The sequence below is a fragment of the Isoptericola sp. b408 genome, assembly GCF_030588085.1.
In the GTDB taxonomy this organism is placed as follows: Bacteria; Actinomycetota; Actinomycetes; order Actinomycetales; family Cellulomonadaceae; genus Isoptericola; species Isoptericola sediminis.
Window position 1 is genome coordinate 178325 of the sequence record NZ_JAUQYQ010000002.1, and the last position, 18187, is coordinate 196511.

Genomic DNA, 18187 nt, shown 5'->3' on the forward strand with positions numbered 1-18187 from the left:
TCGGGTCAGCGGCCGATCGGCCAGACGAACCGGATCTTGACGGGGGCCTCGGTGCGGGGCACGAACCGGATGCGGCCGGTGTGGGCGTCCTCCGCGGGCACGCGGATCGTGATCGTGCGCCACCGACCGGTCGAGGACCGGGCGTCGATCGTCCCGAGGCGCCGGCTGCCGACGTAGACCGTGGTGCGCCCGGCCTTCGGCCCGGTGCGCACCCGCAGGCGGACGCCGCGGACGTCCGTGAACCTGTCCTCGGTCTTCGTCGGGCCGCCCCACGTGGTGGTGAGGTAGGCGTACGGGTGGGTGAGTGCGCCGTCGTCCTTCACCAGGGTCGTGTCGACGAAGTCCATGAGGGGTGTCAGCGGCGCGGTGGTGCAACGGCGCTTCGACCACCGGCTGACGTTCCCGGCGGCGTCGCGGGCGCGGACGCGCAGGCAGTCCTGCTCACCGGGCTCGAGCAGGAGCCGGTACCTCAGCCTGTCGGGCGACCTCCACGTGGTCGAGCCGGGCGTGTGCCAGTGGCTGCCGGGGTGCCGCACCTGGACCTGGTAGCCGGTGACCCCGCTGTCGTCCCGGGACGCCGTCCACGTGGCCCGCGGCTTCCACCACCAGATGCCGGAGAAGTCGGGCTCCTTCGGCGGGAGCCAGCGCTTCTGCGTGACCTGGGGAGTCGTGGGCGGGGTGTCGTCGGCCGCCGTCGCGGCGGGCGCCGCGACCAGCGTCCCGGAGAGCGCCACGACGACGGTGAGGAGCACGCCGAGGAGGCGTCGGCGAACAGGGCGGGGACCGGCGGCCATGGGTGCTCCGAGGGGGCGCGACATCAGGATGAGCAGGACTATAGCGACATCCGTCACACGTCCCTGCAGGGCCGATGTGTCGGGCATGGTTCGCGGACGTGACGATCCGGCGTCCGCCGAGCACCACCCGAGGACAGCGCGCGGACGCGTAGGTAGTGTCACCCGTGTGACCGAATCGACCCCGCTGATCGCCAGCCCCGAGCCCTCCGTCGAGGGGTTCGTGCGCGAGTACCTGCGCGAGCTCAACTTCACCCAGGGCACGGTCCTGGAACGCGCCAGCACGAACGACAAGTACCTGGCCCTGGCCCGTACCGTCCGCCACTACCTGATGGCGAGCTGGATGCGGACCACGAGCGAGCACCTGCGCACCCAGCCCAAGGCCGTGGCCTACCTGTCCGCGGAGTACCTGCTGGGCAGGCAGCTCGACAACGCCCTCATCGCGGCCGACCTCACCGACATCGCCTCCGAGGCGCTCGCCTCCCTGGGCATCGACGTGGCCGAGCTGCGCGAGGCCGAGGTGGAGCCGGGGCTCGGCAACGGCGGCCTCGGCCGGCTGGCCGCCTGCTTCATTGACTCGCTGGCGACGATGGCGATCCCGGCGATCGGCTACGGGATCCGCTACGAGTACGGCATCTTCCGGCAGAAGTTCGAGGACGGGTGGCAGGTCGAGAAGCCCGACCGCTGGCTCGACAACGGCTCGCCCTGGGAGTTCGCCCACCCCGAGCACGAGGTCACCGTCAGCTTCGGCGGTCACGTCGAGACGGTCTCCGAGGGGGAGGGCGCCGACGCCGTCGAGACGTCGCGCTGGGTGCCCGGCTGGGAGGTCCTCGGCGTGCCCTACAACTACATGGTCCCCGGCTACCGCAACGGGTGCGTCAACACGCTGCGGCTGTGGAGCGCCCGGGCCACGCACGCCTTCAACCTGGAGACCTTCAACTACGGCGACTACGCCGAGGCGGTGCGCGCCCAGACGTTCGCCGAGAACATCTCCAAGGTGCTCTACCCGGAGGACTCGACACCGCAGGGCAAGGAGCTGCGGCTCCAGCAGCAGTACTTCTTCGTGGCCTGCTCCCTGCGGGACTTCATCGACCAGCTCCTGCCGCAGGGGTTCGACCTGCACCGGCTGCCGGAGCGGGTCTGCTTCCAGCTCAACGACACGCACCCGGTCATCGCGGTGCCCGAGCTCATGCGGATCCTCGTCGACGAGGAGGGCTTCGCCTGGGACGAGGCGTGGGAGGTCACGCAGGGCTGCTTCGCCTACACCTGCCACACCCTGCTGCCCGAGGCGCTCGAGGTCTGGCCCGTCGACCTGCTCGGTCGGCTGCTGCCCCGGCACCTGGAGATCATCTACCGCATCAACGACGAGTTCCTCGAGGAGGTCCGCGAGGCCTCCGGCGACGACGCGGTCCTCGTGCGGCGGATGTCGATCATCGCCGAGCACCCCGGACGCGCCGTGCGCATGGCGCACCTGGCCACGGTGGCCGCGACGAAGGTCAACGGCGTCGCCGAGCTCCACTCGCAGCTGCTCCGCGACAAGGTGCTGGCGGACTTCGCCCGGCTGTGGCCGGAGAAGTTCACCAACGTCACCAACGGCGTGACCCCGCGCCGCTTCGTCCGGATGGCCAACCCGCGGCTGTCGGAGCTGATCACCGAGGCGATCGGTGACGGCTGGGTCACCGACCTGGACCGCCTGCGCGAGCTGGAGCCGCTGGCCGACGACCCGGAGTTCCGGCGTCGGTTCCGCGAGGTCAAGTCGGCGAACAAGGAGCGGCTCGCCGACTTCCTCGCACGGCGCGACGGGATCGAGGTCCCGGTCGACACGATGCTCGACGTCATGGTCAAGCGCCTGCACGAGTACAAGCGCCAGACGCTGCAGATCCTGCACGTCATCACCCTCTACGACGGGATCGTCTCCGGCCGCCTCGCGCTCGAGGACGTGGTGCCGCGCACCGTCGTCTTCGGTGCCAAGGCCGCCCCGGGGTACGCCATGGCCAAGCAGATCATCGGGCTGATCAACCACGTCGCGGCGGTGGTCAACAACCATCCGGAGGTCTCCCGGGTGCTGCGCGTGGCCTTCCCGGCGAACTACAACGTCACGGTGGCGGAGACGCTCATCCCGGCCGCGGACCTCTCGGAGCAGATCTCGCTGGCCGGCAAGGAGGCCTCGGGCACCGGCAACATGAAGTTCGCGCTCAACGGTGCGCTCACGATCGGCACCGACGACGGGGCGAACGTCGAGATCCGCCAGCTCGTGGGTGACGACCACTTCTTCCTGTTCGGCCTGACGGAGCCCGAGGCCGCCGCCGTCGCCGAGGCCGGCTACCGGCCGGCCACGTACTACGAGGAGAACGCGACGCTGCGGCGGGCACTCGACCTGATCGCCCGTGGCGAGTTCTCCGGCGGGGACCGGCAGACGTTCGAGCCGATCGTGTCCAACCTGCTCGGCGAGGACCGCTTCATGGTCCTGGCGGACTACCAGTCGTACCTGGACGCCCAGCAGCGCGTCGAGGCCGCCTACCGCGACCCGGACGCCTGGAGCCGGTCCGCGGTGCTCAACGTCGCACGGTCGGGCTTCTTCTCCTCGGACCGGTCGATGCGCGACTACCTCGACCGGATCTGGCACGCGGAGCCGCTGGAGTCCTGACCGCCGCCTCGCCGTCGGGCACCGGTGCGTCACCGGTGCCCGACGGCGGACCCGGCCCGCGCGGGCGGGGAAGAGCCCCCGCAGTCCACGGCCCGGCCCGGCGCGACCCCACGGGTGCCTGTGGCTACACTCGTGGCGACATGCGTGACCTACCGGCCGTCCGCGTCGTGACCGACTCGACCGCCTGCCTGCCCGGCCCAGGAGACCCGCCCACCGACTCGCTGCTGCCCGCAGAGCTGGCGCCCGTCGTCGTCCCCCTGCACGTGGTGACGGACGACACTGACCTGCGCGAGGGCGTCGACGTCCGCGCCGCCGAGGTCGCGGCGCGGATCGCCGAGGGAGAGCGGTTGACGACCTCGCAGCCCAGCACCGCCGAGTTCACCGCGGTCTACGGGGACCTCGCCGCCCAGGGCGCCCGCGCGGTGGTGTCGGTGCACCTGTCCGGCAAGCTGTCGGGCACCGCCGGGACCGCCGAGCGTGCCGGGCAGCGGGCGATGCTCCCCGTGCGCGTCGTGGACTCGCGCACCGCCGCGATGGGGCTCGGGTTCGCCGCGGACGAGGCGGCTCGCTGCGCGGCCGCGGGCTGCGACGCGAGCCACGTGGCCCGGCGGGCGGCCGAGGTCGCCGCCTCCGCGCGGACGACGTTCCTCGTGGACTCCCTCGACCACCTGCGCCGGGGCGGACGGCTCTCCGCCCCGGCCGCCGCTCTCGGCACCGCCCTGGGCGTCCGGCCCATCCTCACCCTGGACGACGGCGCGATCGAGCTGACCCAGCGTGTCCGGACCCGCCGGGCCTCGGTGGCCCGGCTCGTCGGGCTGGCGCTGGAGCAGGTCCGTGCGGCCTCGCGGCCCGCCGTCGCGGTGCACCACCTCGGAGCACCCGAGCAGGCGGCCGAGGTCGCCGCCGCGCTCGCCGACCGGCTCGGGTTCCTGCCGGTCGTCACCCCCGTCAGTGCGGTCCTCGGTGCGCACGTGGGGCCGGGAGCGCTGGCCGTGGTGGTCGTCGACCGCGGCGGCCACGTGCACGACCTGGAGCCCGGCGGCCCCTGGTAGCGGGCGCCGCGGCCATCCACACCCGCGCCCGTCCACAGACGCGGGCCGGCCACCGTCGGCAGCACCGGAGGCGGCCCTAGCGTCGCGCCGTGACCACGGCACCTCCCGACCTCCCCGACGACCGGTTCGACCCGGCGGCGGGCCGCCGCGAGGCGTTGCGCGCGGCGCTCGCCACCCCGCCCGACACCGCTGCACCCGACGAGCTCGTCGAACGACTGCGCTCCCGGCGCTCGGCCGGCCACGTCGCCGCCGCCTACAGCGCCGCCCACGGGCACCCGGTCGACCTCGAACCCGCCCCCGGGCGGAGCCGCTGGGCGCTCGCCGGGCCGGCCGGGACCGCGGCAGCCGCCGTCCTGCTCCTCGTCGCCGTGATCGCGGCCGCCGTCGCGCTGTGGCCCCGCGAGACCCTCGAACCGCTGCCCGTGCCGGCCGCGACCGCGGCCCCCACCGCGCCGGTCGCCCCCGGTGGCGACGGCTCGTCGGACCGGACCGACCCTGCGGCCGCGCCCCCGCCGGGTGCCGACGACCCGGGACCGGCCGTCGTCGTGCACGTCATCGGGCAGGTCGCCGCACCCGGGCTGGTCACCGTGCCGGCGGGATCACGGGTCGCCGACGCCGTCGAGGCCGCGGGCGGTGCCGGTCCGGAGGCGGACCTCACCGCCCTCAACCTGGCCCGTCCGGTCGTGGACGGCGAGCAGGTCCACGTGCCGGCGCCGGGGGAGGAGCCGCTCGTGGCCGACCCGCCGGCCGGCGGGTCCGGCGCGGACGCCGGTCCGGTTCCGCTCAACACCGCCGACGCCGTGGCCCTGACCGCTCTGCCCGGCGTCGGGCCCGTGCTGGCCGACCGGATCGTCGCCTGGCGTGACGAGCACGGGCCCTTCTCCCGGCTGGACGAGCTCACGGAGGTGTCGGGGATCGGCCCGGTGCTCCTCGAGGGACTGCGCGACCGCGTGGTGCTGTGACGCGGGACCTGCGGCTCGCGCCGGTGCTGGCCGCGGCGTGGGTCGCCTCCTGGGCCCTGACGGGGACGTCGTCGGCGTGGGCCGGACCGGTGGTCGCCGTCGGCGCGGCGGTGCTGCTCGCGGTCGGCGCGGTGCTCGCGGCCGACGACGCCCGGCGGCGCGGGCGCCCGGTCGTGACCCGCCCGGCGGTGACGCGCCCGGTCGTGACGCACGGCGTGCTCGTGACGGCGTGCCTGGTCGCCGTGGCCTCCTCGGTGGCGGTCCAGAGCGACGCCCGCGGTCCGCTGAGCGGGCTCGCCGCGGACGGCGCGGTCGTGACGCTGCACGGCGAGGTGGTCTCGTCGGCCCGTCCCGCTGCTCGCGGGGACGGCGAGCGGTGGGTGCTGGCCGTCGACGAGGTGATGACCCGCGACGTGCTCGTCCCGGCGGTGGGGCACGTCATGGTGACCGCTCCGGGGCCGGCGCCGCGTGTCGGCGCCACCGTGCGCCCCCGGGGCCGGCTCGCACCGCCCGCGTTCGGTGCCGGGGTGGTGGCGGCCGCGCAGGTCCCGTCCGCGGTGCCCGAGACGGCAGCGCCCGGACCGGTCGGGCGGCTGACGGACCGGCTGCGTTCCGAGCTGCTCGTCGTGACCGGGGGGCTGTCGCCGCAGGCCCGCGGTCTGGTGCCCGGGGCCGCGGTGGGGGACACCTCGCGGGTGCCCGCCCCGATCGACGAGGCGATGCGCGTGACCGGTCTGACCCACGTCACCGCCGTGTCGGGCAGCCACTTCGCGATCGTCCTGGCGGTCGCCGGTGCCGCGTGCGTGGCGCTGCGGATCCCCCGGGGCGCCCGGGTGCTGCTGCTGGCGCTCGTGGCGGTCGGCTTCGTGCTGCTCGTCCGTCCCGAGCCCAGCGTCCTGCGGGCGGCCTGGACGTGTGCCGTCGCGCTGCTCGCCCTCGCGCTGGGACGGCCCTCGGCGGGTTTCTCGGCGCTCGCGACGGCCGCCACCGTGCTGCTCGTCGTCGACCCGTGGCAGGCACGCTCCTTCGGTTTCGCGCTGTCGTGCGCGGCCACCGCGGGGATCGTCCTGCTGACCGGACCCCTCGCCCGGCGGATGGCGCCGTGGTGCGGCCGTGGACCCGCCTTCGCGGTCGCGGTGCCCGTCGCCGCCCAGGCGGCCTGCGGGCCGGTGCTGATCCTGCTCGACCCGGTGGTCCCGACCACCGCCGTCGTGGCCAACCTGCTCGTGGCGCCGGCCGTGGTGCCCGCCACGGTGCTCGGGCTGGCGGCCACGCTGACGGCCCCCTGGGCCCCGGGGCTCGCCGGGGGGCTGGCCTGGCTGGCCGGGCTGGCGACGGGATGGATCGCCTCCGTCGCCACCACGGCCGCGGCGGTGCCGGGGGCCGGTGTGCCGTGGCCGGGAGGACCGGCCGGCGCCGCGCTGCTCGCGCTGTCGACGGCCGCCGTGCTCCTGGCGGTGCTGCGACGTCCGCCCGGGCGGGGCTGGCCGGCGGGCCGGGACCCGGCGTCCTGGGTGGCGCGAGCCCGGCGCCGGGCGCGACCGGGCCGGCGGACGGTCGCGGTGGGGCTCCTCGGGGGTGCGGCCGGCACGGTCGTGCTCGTCGTGCTGCTGGTGCTGGTCCGACCCGTCGGCGCGGGGGTCCCGGCGGACTGGCAGGTCGTGGCCTGCGACGTGGGGCAGGGCGACACCCTGGTGGTGCGCAGCGGGCAGCGCGCCGCGGTCGTCGTCGACGTGGGTCCGCCGGGGCACGACGCGGCCCGCTGCCTGGACCGCCTCGGGGTCGACCGGGTCGACCTGCTGGTCCTGAGCCACTTCCACGCCGACCACGTCGGAGGCCTGCCCGCCGTCCTCGCGGGCCGTGGGGTGGCGGCGGCGCTGGTGTCCCCGGTCGACGACCCGCCCGAGGGTGCCGAGCGGACCAGGGCGACCCTCGAGCTCGCCGGCGTGCCGGTGGAGGTGGCCGGGCGGGGCCGGCACGGGACCGCCGGTGACGTGACCTGGACCGTGCTGGGCGCCGACGTGACCGCTGTGTCCGCGAACGACGGCAGCGTCGCGCTCGCCCTGCGCACGGCGGGTGGCGTGGACGTCGTCGCGCTCGGCGATCTCGAGGTGCCGGGGCAGCAGCGGCTCGTCGCCGACCTCGCGTCGACCGGGTACCCGGCCGACCCCGTCGAGGTGGTCAAGATGGCGCACCACGGGTCCGCCGCGCAGTCTGCCGAGCTGGCCCGGCTGCTCGACCCCGCCGTCGCCCTGGTCTCCGTCGGGCGCAACGACTACGGGCACCCGACCGACACGGCGATGCAGATGTACCGCCGGGTCGGCGCGCGCGTGGTGCGCACGGACCGCTGCGGCGCGGCCTCGCTGGTCGTGCGGGACGGTGCGCCGGCCCTGGTGTGCGAGCGGTGACGCCAGGGCCGCGGCGTCAGCGCGCGAGCAGTCCTCGAAGGATCTCGAACCGCTGGTCCCACGTCCAGGCACCTTCGACCCAGGCGGGCCCGGCCGCCCCCATCCGCGCCCGTCGTGCGGGGTCCTGCAGGAGCTCGACGAGGCGGGCGGCGACGTCACCGGGGTCGGTGCCGTCCACCACGAATCCGGTCACACCGTCGTCCACGGCGTCGGGGGCGCCGCCGGAGTCGCCGACGACGACGGGCAGCCCGGCCGCCTGCGCCTCCAGGTAGACGATGCCGAGACCTTCGACCTCGAGACCGCCCCGTCGCGTCCTCGAGGGACCCGCGAAGACGTCCGCGGCACTGTAGAAGGCGGGCATCGCGGTGTGCGGGTGGCCGCCGGCGAGGACGACGCGGTCCCCGAGGCCGTGCGCGTCGACGAGCCGCCGCACGCGGTCGGCGTAGGGGCCGTCGCCCACCAGGAGCAGGTGCGCGTCCGGCACGGCACGCAGGACCTCCGGCATGGCCCGCACGAGGGTGTCCTGCCCCTTGCGCTCCACGATCCTTGCGGCGCAGAGCACGACGGGTGCGTCCGACGGGATCCCGTAGCGGTCGCGCACCGCACGGCCCCCGGCCGGGTCGGTACCGGCGAAGGCCGACGGGTCCACGCCGGGCGAGAGCCGCACGGCGCGGGACACGACCTCGGGCCCGACGGCCTCGGCCAGGACGTCGACCGTCCGGTCCGACAGGTAGGTGAGGTGGTCGACCGAGCGACCGATGCGCCGCAGCGCCGCCCGGGTGCCGGGCACCCGCGCCCACCACAGCTCGTGGCCGTGGGTCGTGGCGACGAGGCGCCGGACGTCGGTCCGCCGGCGCAGCGTCGGTGCCATGAGGCCCAGCGGGGCCGCCGCCCCGAACCAGACGGCGTCGCACCGGTACTCCTGCACGAGGCGGACGACCTCCCGGGTCCGCGCCGGGGTCGGCAGCAGCATCCGCGTGCGTGCCCGGACCACCGGGTGGGGCAGCGTGCGGTCGTACTCCTCCTGGCCCGGCGTCGAGGACGTGTGGACGACCACCTCGTCGGGGTCGAAGCGGGAGGTCATCGCGTGGACGAACGTCTCGATGCCGCCCTGGCGGGGAGGGAAGTCGTTGGTCACGACGAGGGTCCGGGGCACCGGGCCAGGCTACCCGGCGCCTCACCGGACCGGGACGCCGTGTCGGTCGGGTCTGGCAGGCTGTCCCCGTGCCCTCCACGAACCGGTCCCGCTCGTCCCGCCGCTCGGGGGCGTCGGCGAACACGCGCCCCTGGGACGACCCGACGCTCGCGCCGGTGATCCTCGTCCGGGGCCCGGAGGACCTGCTCGCCGAGCGCGCGGTGGACGGCGTCCTGGCGCTCGCCCGCGAACAGGACCCCGCGGTGGAGAAGGCCGAGCTGGACGCGCCCACCTACGCGGCCGGCCAGCTCACCGTGGCGGCCAGTCCGTCACTGTTCGGCGAGGCCAAGGCCGTGGTGGTGCGCGGTGCCGAGGCGTGCACCGAGGACCTGGTGGCCGACGTCGTCGACTACGTGGCCGCCCCGGACCCGGAGACGATCGTCGTCGTGGTGCACCGCGGGGGCAACCGAGGCAAGAAGATGCTCGACGCGATCGTGGCCACCGGGGCGCCGGTGCTGCAGTGCGACGCGATCACCAAGGACGCCGACAAGGTCGCGTTCGTGGCCGGGGAGTTCCGGGCGGCCCGGCGACGGGCCGAGCAGGCGGCGGTGCGGGCGCTGGTCGACGCGCTCGGGAACGACCTGCGCGAGCTGGCGGCCGCCTGCTCCCAGCTGGTGGCGGACACCGCCGGGACGATCTCCGCCGAGACCGTCGACCGGTACTACGGCGGTCGCGTCGAGGCCACGGGCTTCAAGGTGGCCGACGCCGCGGTGGCCGGCGACGCCGGCGCGGCGGTGGCCCTGCTGCGGCACGCCCTCGCCACCGGGGCGGACCCGGTGCCCGTGGTGGCGGCCCTGGCGCTGCGCCTGCGCACCCTCGCCCGCGTGGCCGCGATCCGGGGCGGGTTGACGACGGCGCGGGAGCTCGGTCTGCAGGACTGGCAGGTGCGCAACGCCCAGCGGGACCTGTCCCGGTGGACGCCGGAGGGGCTGGCCGCCGCGATCTCGGCGGTGGCCCAGGCGGACGCGGACGTCAAGGGCGGCGGCCGTGATCCGGTCTACGCGGTCGAGCGGGCGGTCCTGACGATCGCCCGGTCCGGCGGGCGGTCCTAGCCCCGGGCACGAGAACGCCCCCGCACCCGACGGGGTGCAGGGGCGTTCGGCGGCCAGCGGTCGCGCGGGCGACCGGGCGGCGTCAGAGCTTGTCGACGGCCTTGGCCAGCGCCGACTTGCGGTTCGCAGCCTGGTTGGGGTGGATGACACCCTTCGAGACAGCCTTGTCGAGCTTGCGCGAGGCGTCGCGGAGCGCCGAGGTGGCGGCGTCCTTGTCACCGGCGGCGACGGCCTTGCGGACCTTGCGGACGTACGTCTTGAGCTCCGACTTCACGGAGCGGTTCCGCAGGCGCGCCTTCTCGTTCTGCAGGTTGCGCTTGATCTGAGACTTGATGTTTGCCACGAGAGAACTTCCTGGTGTGTTCGCCTGTCGGCGAGCGGATAGGTCGTAGAGGGCGGCCGCACTTCCGGGACTGGGGGTGGGGAACCCGTGGAGAGGAACTGCGGCGGTGTCCGCCGACCTGGGCGGACACGCAAGGATCTACGGTACCAGCCGGGATCGGGACGTGGTAACCGGTGTGACCGACGCCGCGTCAGCGGCGGGCGCGTCCCATCGTGTCGACCACCTGGCGGAACGTCGCGGCGTCCAGGACCGCGCCCTCGCGGCGCACGGCATCCGGTGCCACCCGCACGACGCGGTTGATCCGGACCTCGCTCGGCCGGCCCCGGGCGTCCCACGGACCCGACCCGATGTCCATCCACAACCGCCCGAACCGGGCCTCCTGGGCCGCGTCGCGGTCGTGGTTCTTGCTGGTCAGCTGCAGACCGAGCAGCCAGGGTCCGTCGTGGCCGACCAGCAGCACGGGGCGGTCCTTGCCGCGGGTGTGGTCCTCCTCGAACGGCACCCACGTCCACACGATCTCGCCGGGGTCCGGGGCGCCGTCCGGGTGCGGGGAGTACACGGGGCGCACGATGCCGGTGAAGTCACCCGGGTAGGAGGGCGCCCGTTCCGGTCGCCCGGGGGCGGGACGTCCCGCCGGCGGGCGGCGTCGGGCACGCCCGAGGACCGCCGCGAGGGCGCGGCCCGCGTCGCGCAGGAGTCTCGTCCACCGGTGGCTCGCCATGACGGACAGCCTACGGCGCGACACGCGGAGGAGACCTCGGCGGAACAGGCCGGACGGGCGCCGGGTCAGGGCACGAGACGCGCCGCGAGCAGGTCGGCCACCAGGCCGGCGTCGCCGTCGATCCGCGCGCCCGCCTCGACGGGAGTGAGCCGGCGCCAGAGCACCAGCGCCAGCTCGCGGGCGGGCGCCTGCAGCACGGCGGCAGGTCCGTGTGCCTCCGGTCCCAGGTCCCAGGACCAGCCGAGGTCCGTGGCGGTCAGGCGCACCGGGGCGCCCGGCGCCGTCATCCGCCCGAGCTCGACCTGCCGCGGGGCGAACATCCGCACGACCTCGTCCACGGCGTCGGCCCACACCGGCGGACCCGCGTCGATCGGGCGCTCGGGCGCGACGAGCCGTCCCGATCCCAGCACGGACGCCCGCAGGTCGTGCAGGTGGACCAAGGTCTCGTGCGCCTGCCGGCGGTGCCAGAACGACACCGGCCCGGTACCGAGCAGCGTCCACGACGGCGTGTCCGGGGGCAGGTCGGCCAGCGTGCTCCGCAGCTCGGCGGCCTGCGCGGCGTAGAAGGGTGCGAGGTCGAAGGGGCCGCGCCCGAGCGGCGTCTCCTGGTGTCGACGCGCCTGGCCGGAGGCCCAGTGGTGGATCCTGCCCACGTGGGTGACCAGCTGCGCGACGGTCCAGCGGCCGCAGGCCGGCACGTGCCCGCGGGGGTCGGCGCCGGGCACGTCCGCGAGGAACGCCTCCTGCAGCGCGGCGAGGCGGTCGAGGTGGTCGAGGTCCGCACCGCCGTCGGTGCGGCGTCCGGAGCCCGGGTCGACGACGGGTGTCGGGCTGGTCATGACGGGCAACGTAGCGTGCCGGGGACGTGACGGGCAGGGGTCCGGGGCGACGGGTGCCGCCGGGGTCCGCCGGGGCGCCGTCGGGCTCGTGGGACAATGACGAGGCCCGCAGTCCAGCCTCGACCCGACGGAGGCGTGTTGCCCATCCCGTCCGCCGCCCTGAGCGAACGCATCCAGCCGAACGCGACCCCGCCCGAGCTGATCCGCAACTTCTGCATCATCGCGCACATCGACCACGGCAAGTCGACGCTGGCGGACCGCATGCTCCAGCTCACCGGGGTGGTGCAGCCGCGTGACGCCCGTGCGCAGTACCTCGACCGGATGGACATCGAGCGGGAGCGGGGCATCACGATCAAGTCCCAGGCCGTGCGCATGCCGTGGCAGCGCGGCGAGGAGCCCTACGCCCTCAACATGATCGACACCCCGGGCCACGTGGACTTCACCTACGAGGTGTCCCGGTCGTTGGCGGCCTGCGAGGGCGCGATCCTGCTCGTCGACGCCGCGCAGGGCATCGAGGCCCAGACCCTCGCCAACCTGTACCTGGCGATGGAGCACGACCTGGAGATCATCCCGGTCCTGAACAAGATCGACCTGCCGGCCGCGCAGCCCGAGAAGTACGCGGCCGAGCTGGCCGGTCTGGTCGGCGGGGAGCCGGAGGACGTGCTGCGGGTCTCCGGCAAGACCGGTGACGGCGTCACCGAGCTGCTCGACCTCATCGTCGACCGCGTCCCCGCGCCCGTGGGAGACCCGGACGCCCCGGCGCGCGCGATGATCTTCGACTCCGTCTACGACACCTACCGCGGCGTGGTCACCTACGTGCGGGCGGTCGACGGCGACCTCAACCCGCGCGAGCGGATCGAGATGATGTCGACCAAGGCCACCCACGAGCTGCTCGAGATCGGTGTCATCTCGCCGGAACCGATCAAGACCAAGGGTCTCGGCGTGGGGGAGGTCGGCTACCTCATCACCGGCGTGAAGGACGTGCGCCAGTCGAAGGTCGGCGACACGGTGACGAGCGCGCAGCACCCCGCCGCCGAACCGCTGGGCGGCTACGACGACCCCAAGCCGATGGTGTTCTCCGGCCTCTACCCGATCGACGGGTCGGACTACCCCACGCTGCGCGACGCGCTGGACAAGCTCAAGCTCAACGACGCCGCCCTGAACTACGAGCCGGAGACCTCCGTGGCGCTCGGGTTCGGGTTCCGCGTCGGGTTCCTCGGCCTGCTGCACCTGGAGATCGTGCGCGAGCGCCTCGAGCGCGAGTTCGACCTCGACCTCATCTCGACGGCCCCCAACGTCGTCTACGACGTCACGATGGAGGACGGCACGACGGTCAAGGTCACCAACCCCTCGGAGTTCCCCGCCGGGCGCATCAAGGAGGTCCGCGAGCCGATCGTCAAGGCCACGGTGCTCGCCCCGAGCGAGTTCGTCGGCGCGGTCATGGGGCTGTGCACCGACCGCCGCGGCCAGATGGAGGGCATGGACTACCTCTCGGAGGACCGGGTCGAGCTGCGCTGGACGCTGCCCCTGGCCGAGATCGTCTTCGACTTCTTCGACGCGCTGAAGTCCCGCACGCGCGGGTACGCCTCGCTGGACTACGAGCCCTCCGGCGACCAGGCGGCCGATCTGGTGAAGGTCGACATCCTGCTGCAGGGCGACCAGGTCGACGCCTTCAGCGCGATCGTGCACAAGGACGCGGCCTACGAGTACGGCGTCAAGATGACGGCCAAGCTCAAGGAGATCATCCCGCGCCAGCAGTTCGAGGTGCCGATCCAGGCCGCCGTCGGGGCTCGCATCATCGCCCGCGAGACGGTGCGCGCGATCCGCAAGGACGTGCTCGCCAAGTGCTACGGCGGCGACATCTCCCGGAAGCGCAAGCTGCTGGAGAAGCAGAAGGAGGGCAAGAAGCGGATGAAGAACATCGGGTCCGTCGAGGTCCCGAAGGAAGCCTTCATCTCCGCGCTGTCCTCCGACGGCTCCGGCGGCAAGGAGACCAAGGACAAGAAGAAGTAGTGCCCGCCCTGCCCGACGGCGAACCGGTCCCGGCGGACGGCTCGCTGCCCGACCTCGTCACCCGGTCGGCCGACGACGCGACCGGTGTCCCGTCGTCGCGCTCCCGGTTCGGGGTGTACGTGCACGTGCCGTTCTGCTCGGTGCGGTGCGGCTACTGCGACTTCAACACCTACACGGCCGCCGAGCTGGGCGGGGGCGCCTCCCAGCACCAGTACGCCACGACGGCGCTGGGCGAGGTCGACCTGGCCGCCCGGGTGCTGGCGGACGCCGGGCTCGGCCACCGGCCGGTGCGGACGGTGTTCTTCGGCGGCGGGACCCCGACGATGCTGCCGGCCGCCGACCTGGTGCGGATCCTCGACGGGATCCGCTCCGCGTGGGGGCTGGCCCCCGACGCCGAGGTCACCACCGAGGCGAACCCCGACTCGGTCACGCCGGAGTCGCTGGCCACGCTCGCCGCGGCGGGGTTCACGCGGGTGTCCTTCGGGATGCAGTCCGCTGTGCCGCACGTGCTGGCCACGCTCGAGCGCACCCATGACCCGGCGCGTCTGCCCGACGTCGTGCGGTGGGCCCGCGAGGCCGGTCTCGCGGTGTCGGTGGACCTCATCTACGGCACGCCCGGCGAGTCCCTGGACGACTGGCGGACGTCGGTCGAGGCCGCCCTGAGCACGGGGGTCGACCACGTGTCCGCGTACGCCCTGGTCGTCGAGCCGGGCACGAAGATGGCGGCGCAGGTGCGCCGCGGCGAGCTCACCCTCCCGGACGACGACGACCAGGCCGCCAAGTACGAGCTGGCGGACGACCTGCTCACCGCGGCCGGCCTGTCCTGGTACGAGGTGAGCAACTGGTCGCGCGGACCGGAACAGGCGTGCCACCACAACCTGGCCTACTGGCGGGGAGACGACTGGTGGGGCATCGGCCCCGGCGCGCACTCCTACGTCGGGGCGCCCGACGGCGACGCCACCGACGACGGCGCGGGAGTGCGCTGGTGGAACGTCAAGCACCCCCGGCGCTACGCGGCGCTGCTGGCCGACGGCCGGTCGCCCGGGGCGGGACGTGAGGTGCTCTCCCGCGGTGAGGCGCACCTGGAGCGGGTCATGCTCGGTGTCCGGCTCGCCGAGGGGCTGGACCTGGACGTGCTGGACCCGCCCGGCCGGCGCGCGGTGGCCGGGATGGTCGCCCGCGAGCTCCTCGACGGGGCGGCGGCCGTGCGCGGCCGCGCGGTGCTCACCCGCCGCGGGCGCCTGCTCGCCGACACCGTCGTGCGGGAGCTCACCGCCTGACCCACGGACCGCCCGCGGCGCGGGCGGTCCGTGCCCGTCAGCGGGTCACTTGATGAAGCGGATCTTGAACGGGTAGCGGTACCACTCGTCGCGCGAGGCGGCCATCGCGCCGAGGATGCCGAAGATGATCGTGCACACCCAGGCGGCGAAGACGATGAGCCCGCCGATGACGATCATCGTCAGGATCCAGCCCACGACGTAGGCGATGAGGATCGTCAGCTGGAAGTTCAGGGCTTCCTTGCCCTGGTCGTCGAGCCGTGCGCTGCGGTCCTTGTAGATCAGCCACACGATCAGCGGGGCCAGGAACCCGACGAGGATCCCGCCGGCGTGGGCGACGATCGACCAGGTCCGCTCCTCCGAGGGCGCGACCGGCGGAAGGGCCTGCCCGCCCTGCGGGGGCTGTTGCGGGTAGCCCTGCGGGGGCTGCTGGGCCTGCCCCTGGCTCGCACCCGTCGGCGGCTGCTGGGGGAAGCCCTGCTGAGGCTGACCCGGGGGCGGGTGCTCCTCGGGGTGTGGTTCCGGAGTCGACTGGCTCATCTGCTTCTCCTTCGAGGTAGGGCGCGCTGGGCGCACCGGACACGTCCGGCGAAACTACCGGTGAGGAGCCCGCCGACGCCGTGTCCCTGACGGTCGTGAAGGGATTTCACCCGGTCACCTCACCACTCGCAGGTTCACGGGATACCGGTAGGCCTCGTACCGGTTGACGGTGACCGCGGCGATGATCGCGAAGACGATGCCGATCACCCACACGGCCGCCAGCACGAGCCACCCGACGAGCAGCCAGACGGTCAGCCACCCGACGACCTGGCCGATCAGCAGGGTGATCTGGAAGTTGAGGGCCTCTTTCGCCTGGTCGGCCACGAAGGCGCTGCGGTCGCGCAGCGCCAGCCAGATGATCAGCGGCGCCACGAAACCCAACGACCCGGCCGTGACGACCCGATCAGCAGCGGACCGATGTGCGCCATGATCGCCCAGGTCCGTTCGTCGGGCTGGGAGAGCGGTCGGGGCCCCGGGGGCGGGCCCGTCGGCGGGGGAGTCTGCGTCATGTCCCCATCCTGGCAGCGTGCAGGACGGGTGCGCACCGTCTGCGCCGGAACTCGTTCCCGGTGGCGAGGCGGCACGGGCGGTTCGACAGTGGTGTCGCTCGGCCATGACGTCCCGACCAGGAGGAACGATGAGCGAGAACCCCCCGAACCCGCCCGGACGACCCGAGGACCCCTACTCCGAGCGGCCCGCGCAGCCGCCGCAGCCGTCGACACCGCCGCCCTCCGAGCACGCGGGCGGCGCCACCGGCTACCAGGGCGGCCAGCAGCCGTTCTACTCGGCCGCCGCGTCGTCGGCGGCCGGTGTGGCCCGGGACGACACGAAGGGGCTGCTGGGCTCCCTCTTCGACTTCTCGTTCTCGAACTACGTGACCCCCAAGATCGTCAAGATCGTCTACGTGATCCTGACGGTCCTCATCGCGATCGGGTGGTTGTTCTCCTTCATCGCCGGTGTCGTCACGCTGTTCTCGGACCAGTGGTACGTCGGCCTGGTCACCATCCTGTTCGGCTGGATCGCCGCGTTGGTCTACCTGGCGGTCTGGCGGATCGGGCTGGAGGTCTTCCAGGCGGTGGTGAACATCTCCGAGAAGATGAACCACTACGCGCGGCGCGACGGGATGGTCTGATCAGGCCGTCACGAAGTCGATGAGCTCCTCGACCCGGCCCAGCAGGGCCGGGTCGAGGTCGCGGTAGTCCCGCACTGCGCCGAGGATCCGCTGCCAGGCGCGCCCGACGTCCGCCGTCGAGTCCGCGGGCCAGCCCAGCTCCCGCAGGATGCCGCGTTTCCACTCGGTGCCGCGCTCGATGGTCGGCCACGTCTCCAGACCGACCCGGGCCGGCTTCACCGCCTGCCACACGTCCACGTAGGGGTGCCCGAGCACCAGGACGGTACCGTCCGGCACGCTGCGCAGCGCCTCGGCCGCGATCCGCTGCTCCTTGGCGCCGGGCACCAGGTGGTCGACCAGCACCCCGACGCGCCGCTCGGGCGTGGGTGCGAACTCGGCCAGGGCCTCGGCCAGGTGGTCGACGCCGTCGAGCATCTCGACGACGACCCCCTCGATCCGCAGGTCGTCCCCCCAGACCTTCTCGACGAGCTCGGCGTCGTGCTTGCCCTCGACCCAGATCCGCGAGCCCCGCGCGACGCGTGCGCGGGCCCCGTGCACGGCGACCGACCCGGACGCGGTGCGTGCCGGGGCGGCCGGGGCGCGGGAGGTGACCGGTGCGGTGAGGGCGACGGGTCGTCCGTCGACCCAGAACCCCGGCCCGAGCGGGAAGGACCGGACCTTCCCGTGCCGGTCCTCCAGCACGACCAGGTGCACGCCGCCGGACTTCTCCACGCGGACGACGGCGCCCACCCAGCCGCTGGTGACCTCCTCCACGACGAGACCCGGCTCGGCGGGTTGCGGTCGCGACACGGGGCGCCGGCGGTGGTGGGCGGACCCGCCGGACGCGCCGGGGGAGGAGGACAGGACGTCGGAGCCGTAGCGATCGTGCACGGCGTGAGCCTAGGCAGGCGTGGGCCGGTGCCGGGGGACCGACACCCGTCCGACCACGGGTCGATCCCGCCCCGGGTCCGCCCCGCCCCGGGCCGGGCCGGGCCTTGCGGTCGTACCTCCCGTCCCGCCGTCGTACCCCGCGGGTACGACCACGTGACGCGAGGTACGACCGCGAGGGCTCCGGGTCGTCGTGGCGGCGTGGCGTGTCGTGCAGCGTGGTGGCGGCGTGGTCGGGTGCGGCTACGGCCGGTGCGGGACCGGGCGGGCCGCGGTGGCCTCGCGCGCGCGGACGGCGGCCTCGGTCCGGCTCGTGACGCCGAGCTTGCGCAGGATGGCCGAGACGTG

The 18187-nt window shown here is 74.2% G+C and carries 16 protein-coding genes; 8 read left to right on the forward strand and 8 right to left on the reverse strand.

From position 1 onward, the window contains the following. Positions 1 to 5 precede the first annotated feature (5 nt). On the reverse strand, positions 6 to 818 hold the full coding sequence (locus Q6347_RS06440) for a hypothetical protein (protein ID WP_304606954.1): 813 nt from the start codon (positions 816 to 818) through the stop codon (positions 6 to 8). Between the two features lie 142 nt (positions 819 to 960). Between Q6347_RS06440 and Q6347_RS06445 the strand changes: the two genes are divergently transcribed. From Q6347_RS06445 to Q6347_RS06460, 4 genes are all read left to right on the forward strand, one after another. Then, entirely contained in the window at positions 961 to 3438 is a 2478-nt protein-coding gene (locus Q6347_RS06445; protein ID WP_304604316.1) for a glycogen/starch/alpha-glucan phosphorylase, read from the forward strand. Positions 3439 to 3578: 140 nt separating this feature from the next. Continuing rightward, complete coding sequence (locus Q6347_RS06450; RefSeq protein ID WP_304606955.1) at positions 3579 to 4490, forward strand: DegV family protein; 912 nt, start codon at positions 3579 to 3581, stop codon at positions 4488 to 4490. Between the two features lie 89 nt (positions 4491 to 4579). Next, positions 4580 to 5452 (forward strand): helix-hairpin-helix domain-containing protein, encoded by an 873-nt coding sequence (locus Q6347_RS06455; RefSeq protein WP_304606956.1) that lies wholly within the window; start codon positions 4580 to 4582, stop codon positions 5450 to 5452. Continuing rightward, positions 5449 to 7860 (forward strand): ComEC/Rec2 family competence protein, encoded by a 2412-nt coding sequence (locus tag Q6347_RS06460; protein ID WP_304606957.1) that lies wholly within the window; start codon positions 5449 to 5451, stop codon positions 7858 to 7860. The genes Q6347_RS06455 and Q6347_RS06460 overlap by 4 nt, the downstream gene beginning before the upstream one ends. 16 nt (positions 7861 to 7876) lie before the next feature. On the opposite strand, the gene Q6347_RS06465 is transcribed toward Q6347_RS06460, so the two are convergent. Further along, entirely contained in the window at positions 7877 to 9016 is a 1140-nt protein-coding gene (locus Q6347_RS06465) for a glycosyltransferase family 4 protein (protein ID WP_304606958.1), read from the reverse strand. 68 nt (positions 9017 to 9084) lie between these two features. Between Q6347_RS06465 and holA the strand changes: the two genes are divergently transcribed. Next, complete coding sequence (holA, locus tag Q6347_RS06470) at positions 9085 to 10107, forward strand: DNA polymerase III subunit delta (RefSeq protein ID WP_304606959.1); 1023 nt, start codon at positions 9085 to 9087, stop codon at positions 10105 to 10107. Positions 10108 to 10189: 82 nt separating this feature from the next. On the opposite strand, the gene rpsT is transcribed toward holA, so the two are convergent. The 3 genes from rpsT to Q6347_RS06485 form a co-directional block, all read right to left on the reverse strand. Beyond that, on the reverse strand, positions 10190 to 10450 hold the full coding sequence (gene rpsT / locus Q6347_RS06475) for a 30S ribosomal protein S20 (protein ID WP_171247934.1): 261 nt from the start codon (positions 10448 to 10450) through the stop codon (positions 10190 to 10192). 190 nt (positions 10451 to 10640) lie between these two features. Continuing rightward, positions 10641 to 11171, reverse strand: coding sequence for a type II toxin-antitoxin system PemK/MazF family toxin (locus Q6347_RS06480; protein ID WP_304606960.1), 531 nt, complete (start codon positions 11169 to 11171; stop codon positions 10641 to 10643). Between the two features lie 65 nt (positions 11172 to 11236). Further along, on the reverse strand, positions 11237 to 12010 hold the full coding sequence (locus Q6347_RS06485; protein ID WP_304606961.1) for a maleylpyruvate isomerase N-terminal domain-containing protein: 774 nt from the start codon (positions 12008 to 12010) through the stop codon (positions 11237 to 11239). 135 nt (positions 12011 to 12145) lie between these two features. Between Q6347_RS06485 and lepA the strand changes: the two genes are divergently transcribed. Together lepA and hemW are read left to right on the forward strand one after the other, a co-directional pair. Further along, positions 12146 to 14023 carry a translation elongation factor 4 gene (gene lepA / locus Q6347_RS06490; RefSeq protein ID WP_369810815.1) on the forward strand — a complete coding sequence of 626 codons (1878 nt, stop codon included), beginning with the start codon at positions 12146 to 12148 and terminating at the stop codon, positions 14021 to 14023. Then, complete coding sequence (gene hemW, locus Q6347_RS06495) at positions 14023 to 15303, forward strand: radical SAM family heme chaperone HemW (protein ID WP_304606962.1); 1281 nt, start codon at positions 14023 to 14025, stop codon at positions 15301 to 15303. Before lepA ends, hemW begins: the two co-directional genes overlap by 1 nt. 45 nt (positions 15304 to 15348) lie before the next feature. Here hemW and Q6347_RS06500 read toward each other — a convergent pair whose 3' ends face one another. Beyond that, positions 15349 to 15840: a DUF4870 domain-containing protein gene (locus Q6347_RS06500; RefSeq protein ID WP_171247939.1), complete on the reverse strand. Its 492-nt coding sequence runs from the start codon at positions 15838 to 15840 to the stop codon at positions 15349 to 15351. 114 nt (positions 15841 to 15954) lie between these two features. Continuing rightward, on the reverse strand, positions 15955 to 16212 hold the full coding sequence (locus Q6347_RS06505) for a DUF4870 domain-containing protein (RefSeq protein ID WP_304606963.1): 258 nt from the start codon (positions 16210 to 16212) through the stop codon (positions 15955 to 15957). A gap of 265 nt (positions 16213 to 16477) precedes the next feature. Between Q6347_RS06505 and Q6347_RS06510 the strand changes: the two genes are divergently transcribed. Then, positions 16478 to 16972 (forward strand): DUF4282 domain-containing protein, encoded by a 495-nt coding sequence (locus tag Q6347_RS06510; protein WP_171247941.1) that lies wholly within the window; start codon positions 16478 to 16480, stop codon positions 16970 to 16972. Here Q6347_RS06510 and Q6347_RS06515 read toward each other — a convergent pair whose 3' ends face one another. After that, positions 16973 to 17842, reverse strand: coding sequence for a DUF3097 domain-containing protein (locus Q6347_RS06515; RefSeq protein ID WP_171247942.1), 870 nt, complete (start codon positions 17840 to 17842; stop codon positions 16973 to 16975). It abuts the gene before it with no gap. Positions 17843 to 18187 lie beyond the last annotated feature (345 nt).

What these genes read in the sequence shown, in the direction of transcription:
- Q6347_RS06440 (WP_304606954.1), bottom strand. Translation starts at nt 818, where the DNA reads ATGTCGCGCCCCCTCGGAGCACCCATGGCCGCCGGTCCCCGCCCTGTT.
- Q6347_RS06450 (WP_304606955.1), top strand. Translation starts at nt 3,579, where the DNA reads ATGCGTGACCTACCGGCCGTCCGCGTCGTGACCGACTCGACCGCCTGC.
- Q6347_RS06480 (WP_304606960.1), bottom strand. Translation starts at nt 11,171, where the DNA reads ATGGCGAGCCACCGGTGGACGAGACTCCTGCGCGACGCGGGCCGCGCC.
- Q6347_RS06485 (WP_304606961.1), bottom strand. Translation starts at nt 12,010, where the DNA reads ATGACCAGCCCGACACCCGTCGTCGACCCGGGCTCCGGACGCCGCACC.
- Q6347_RS06500 (WP_171247939.1), bottom strand. Translation starts at nt 15,840, where the DNA reads ATGAGCCAGTCGACTCCGGAACCACACCCCGAGGAGCACCCGCCCCCG.
- Q6347_RS06510 (WP_171247941.1), top strand. Translation starts at nt 16,478, where the DNA reads ATGAGCGAGAACCCCCCGAACCCGCCCGGACGACCCGAGGACCCCTAC.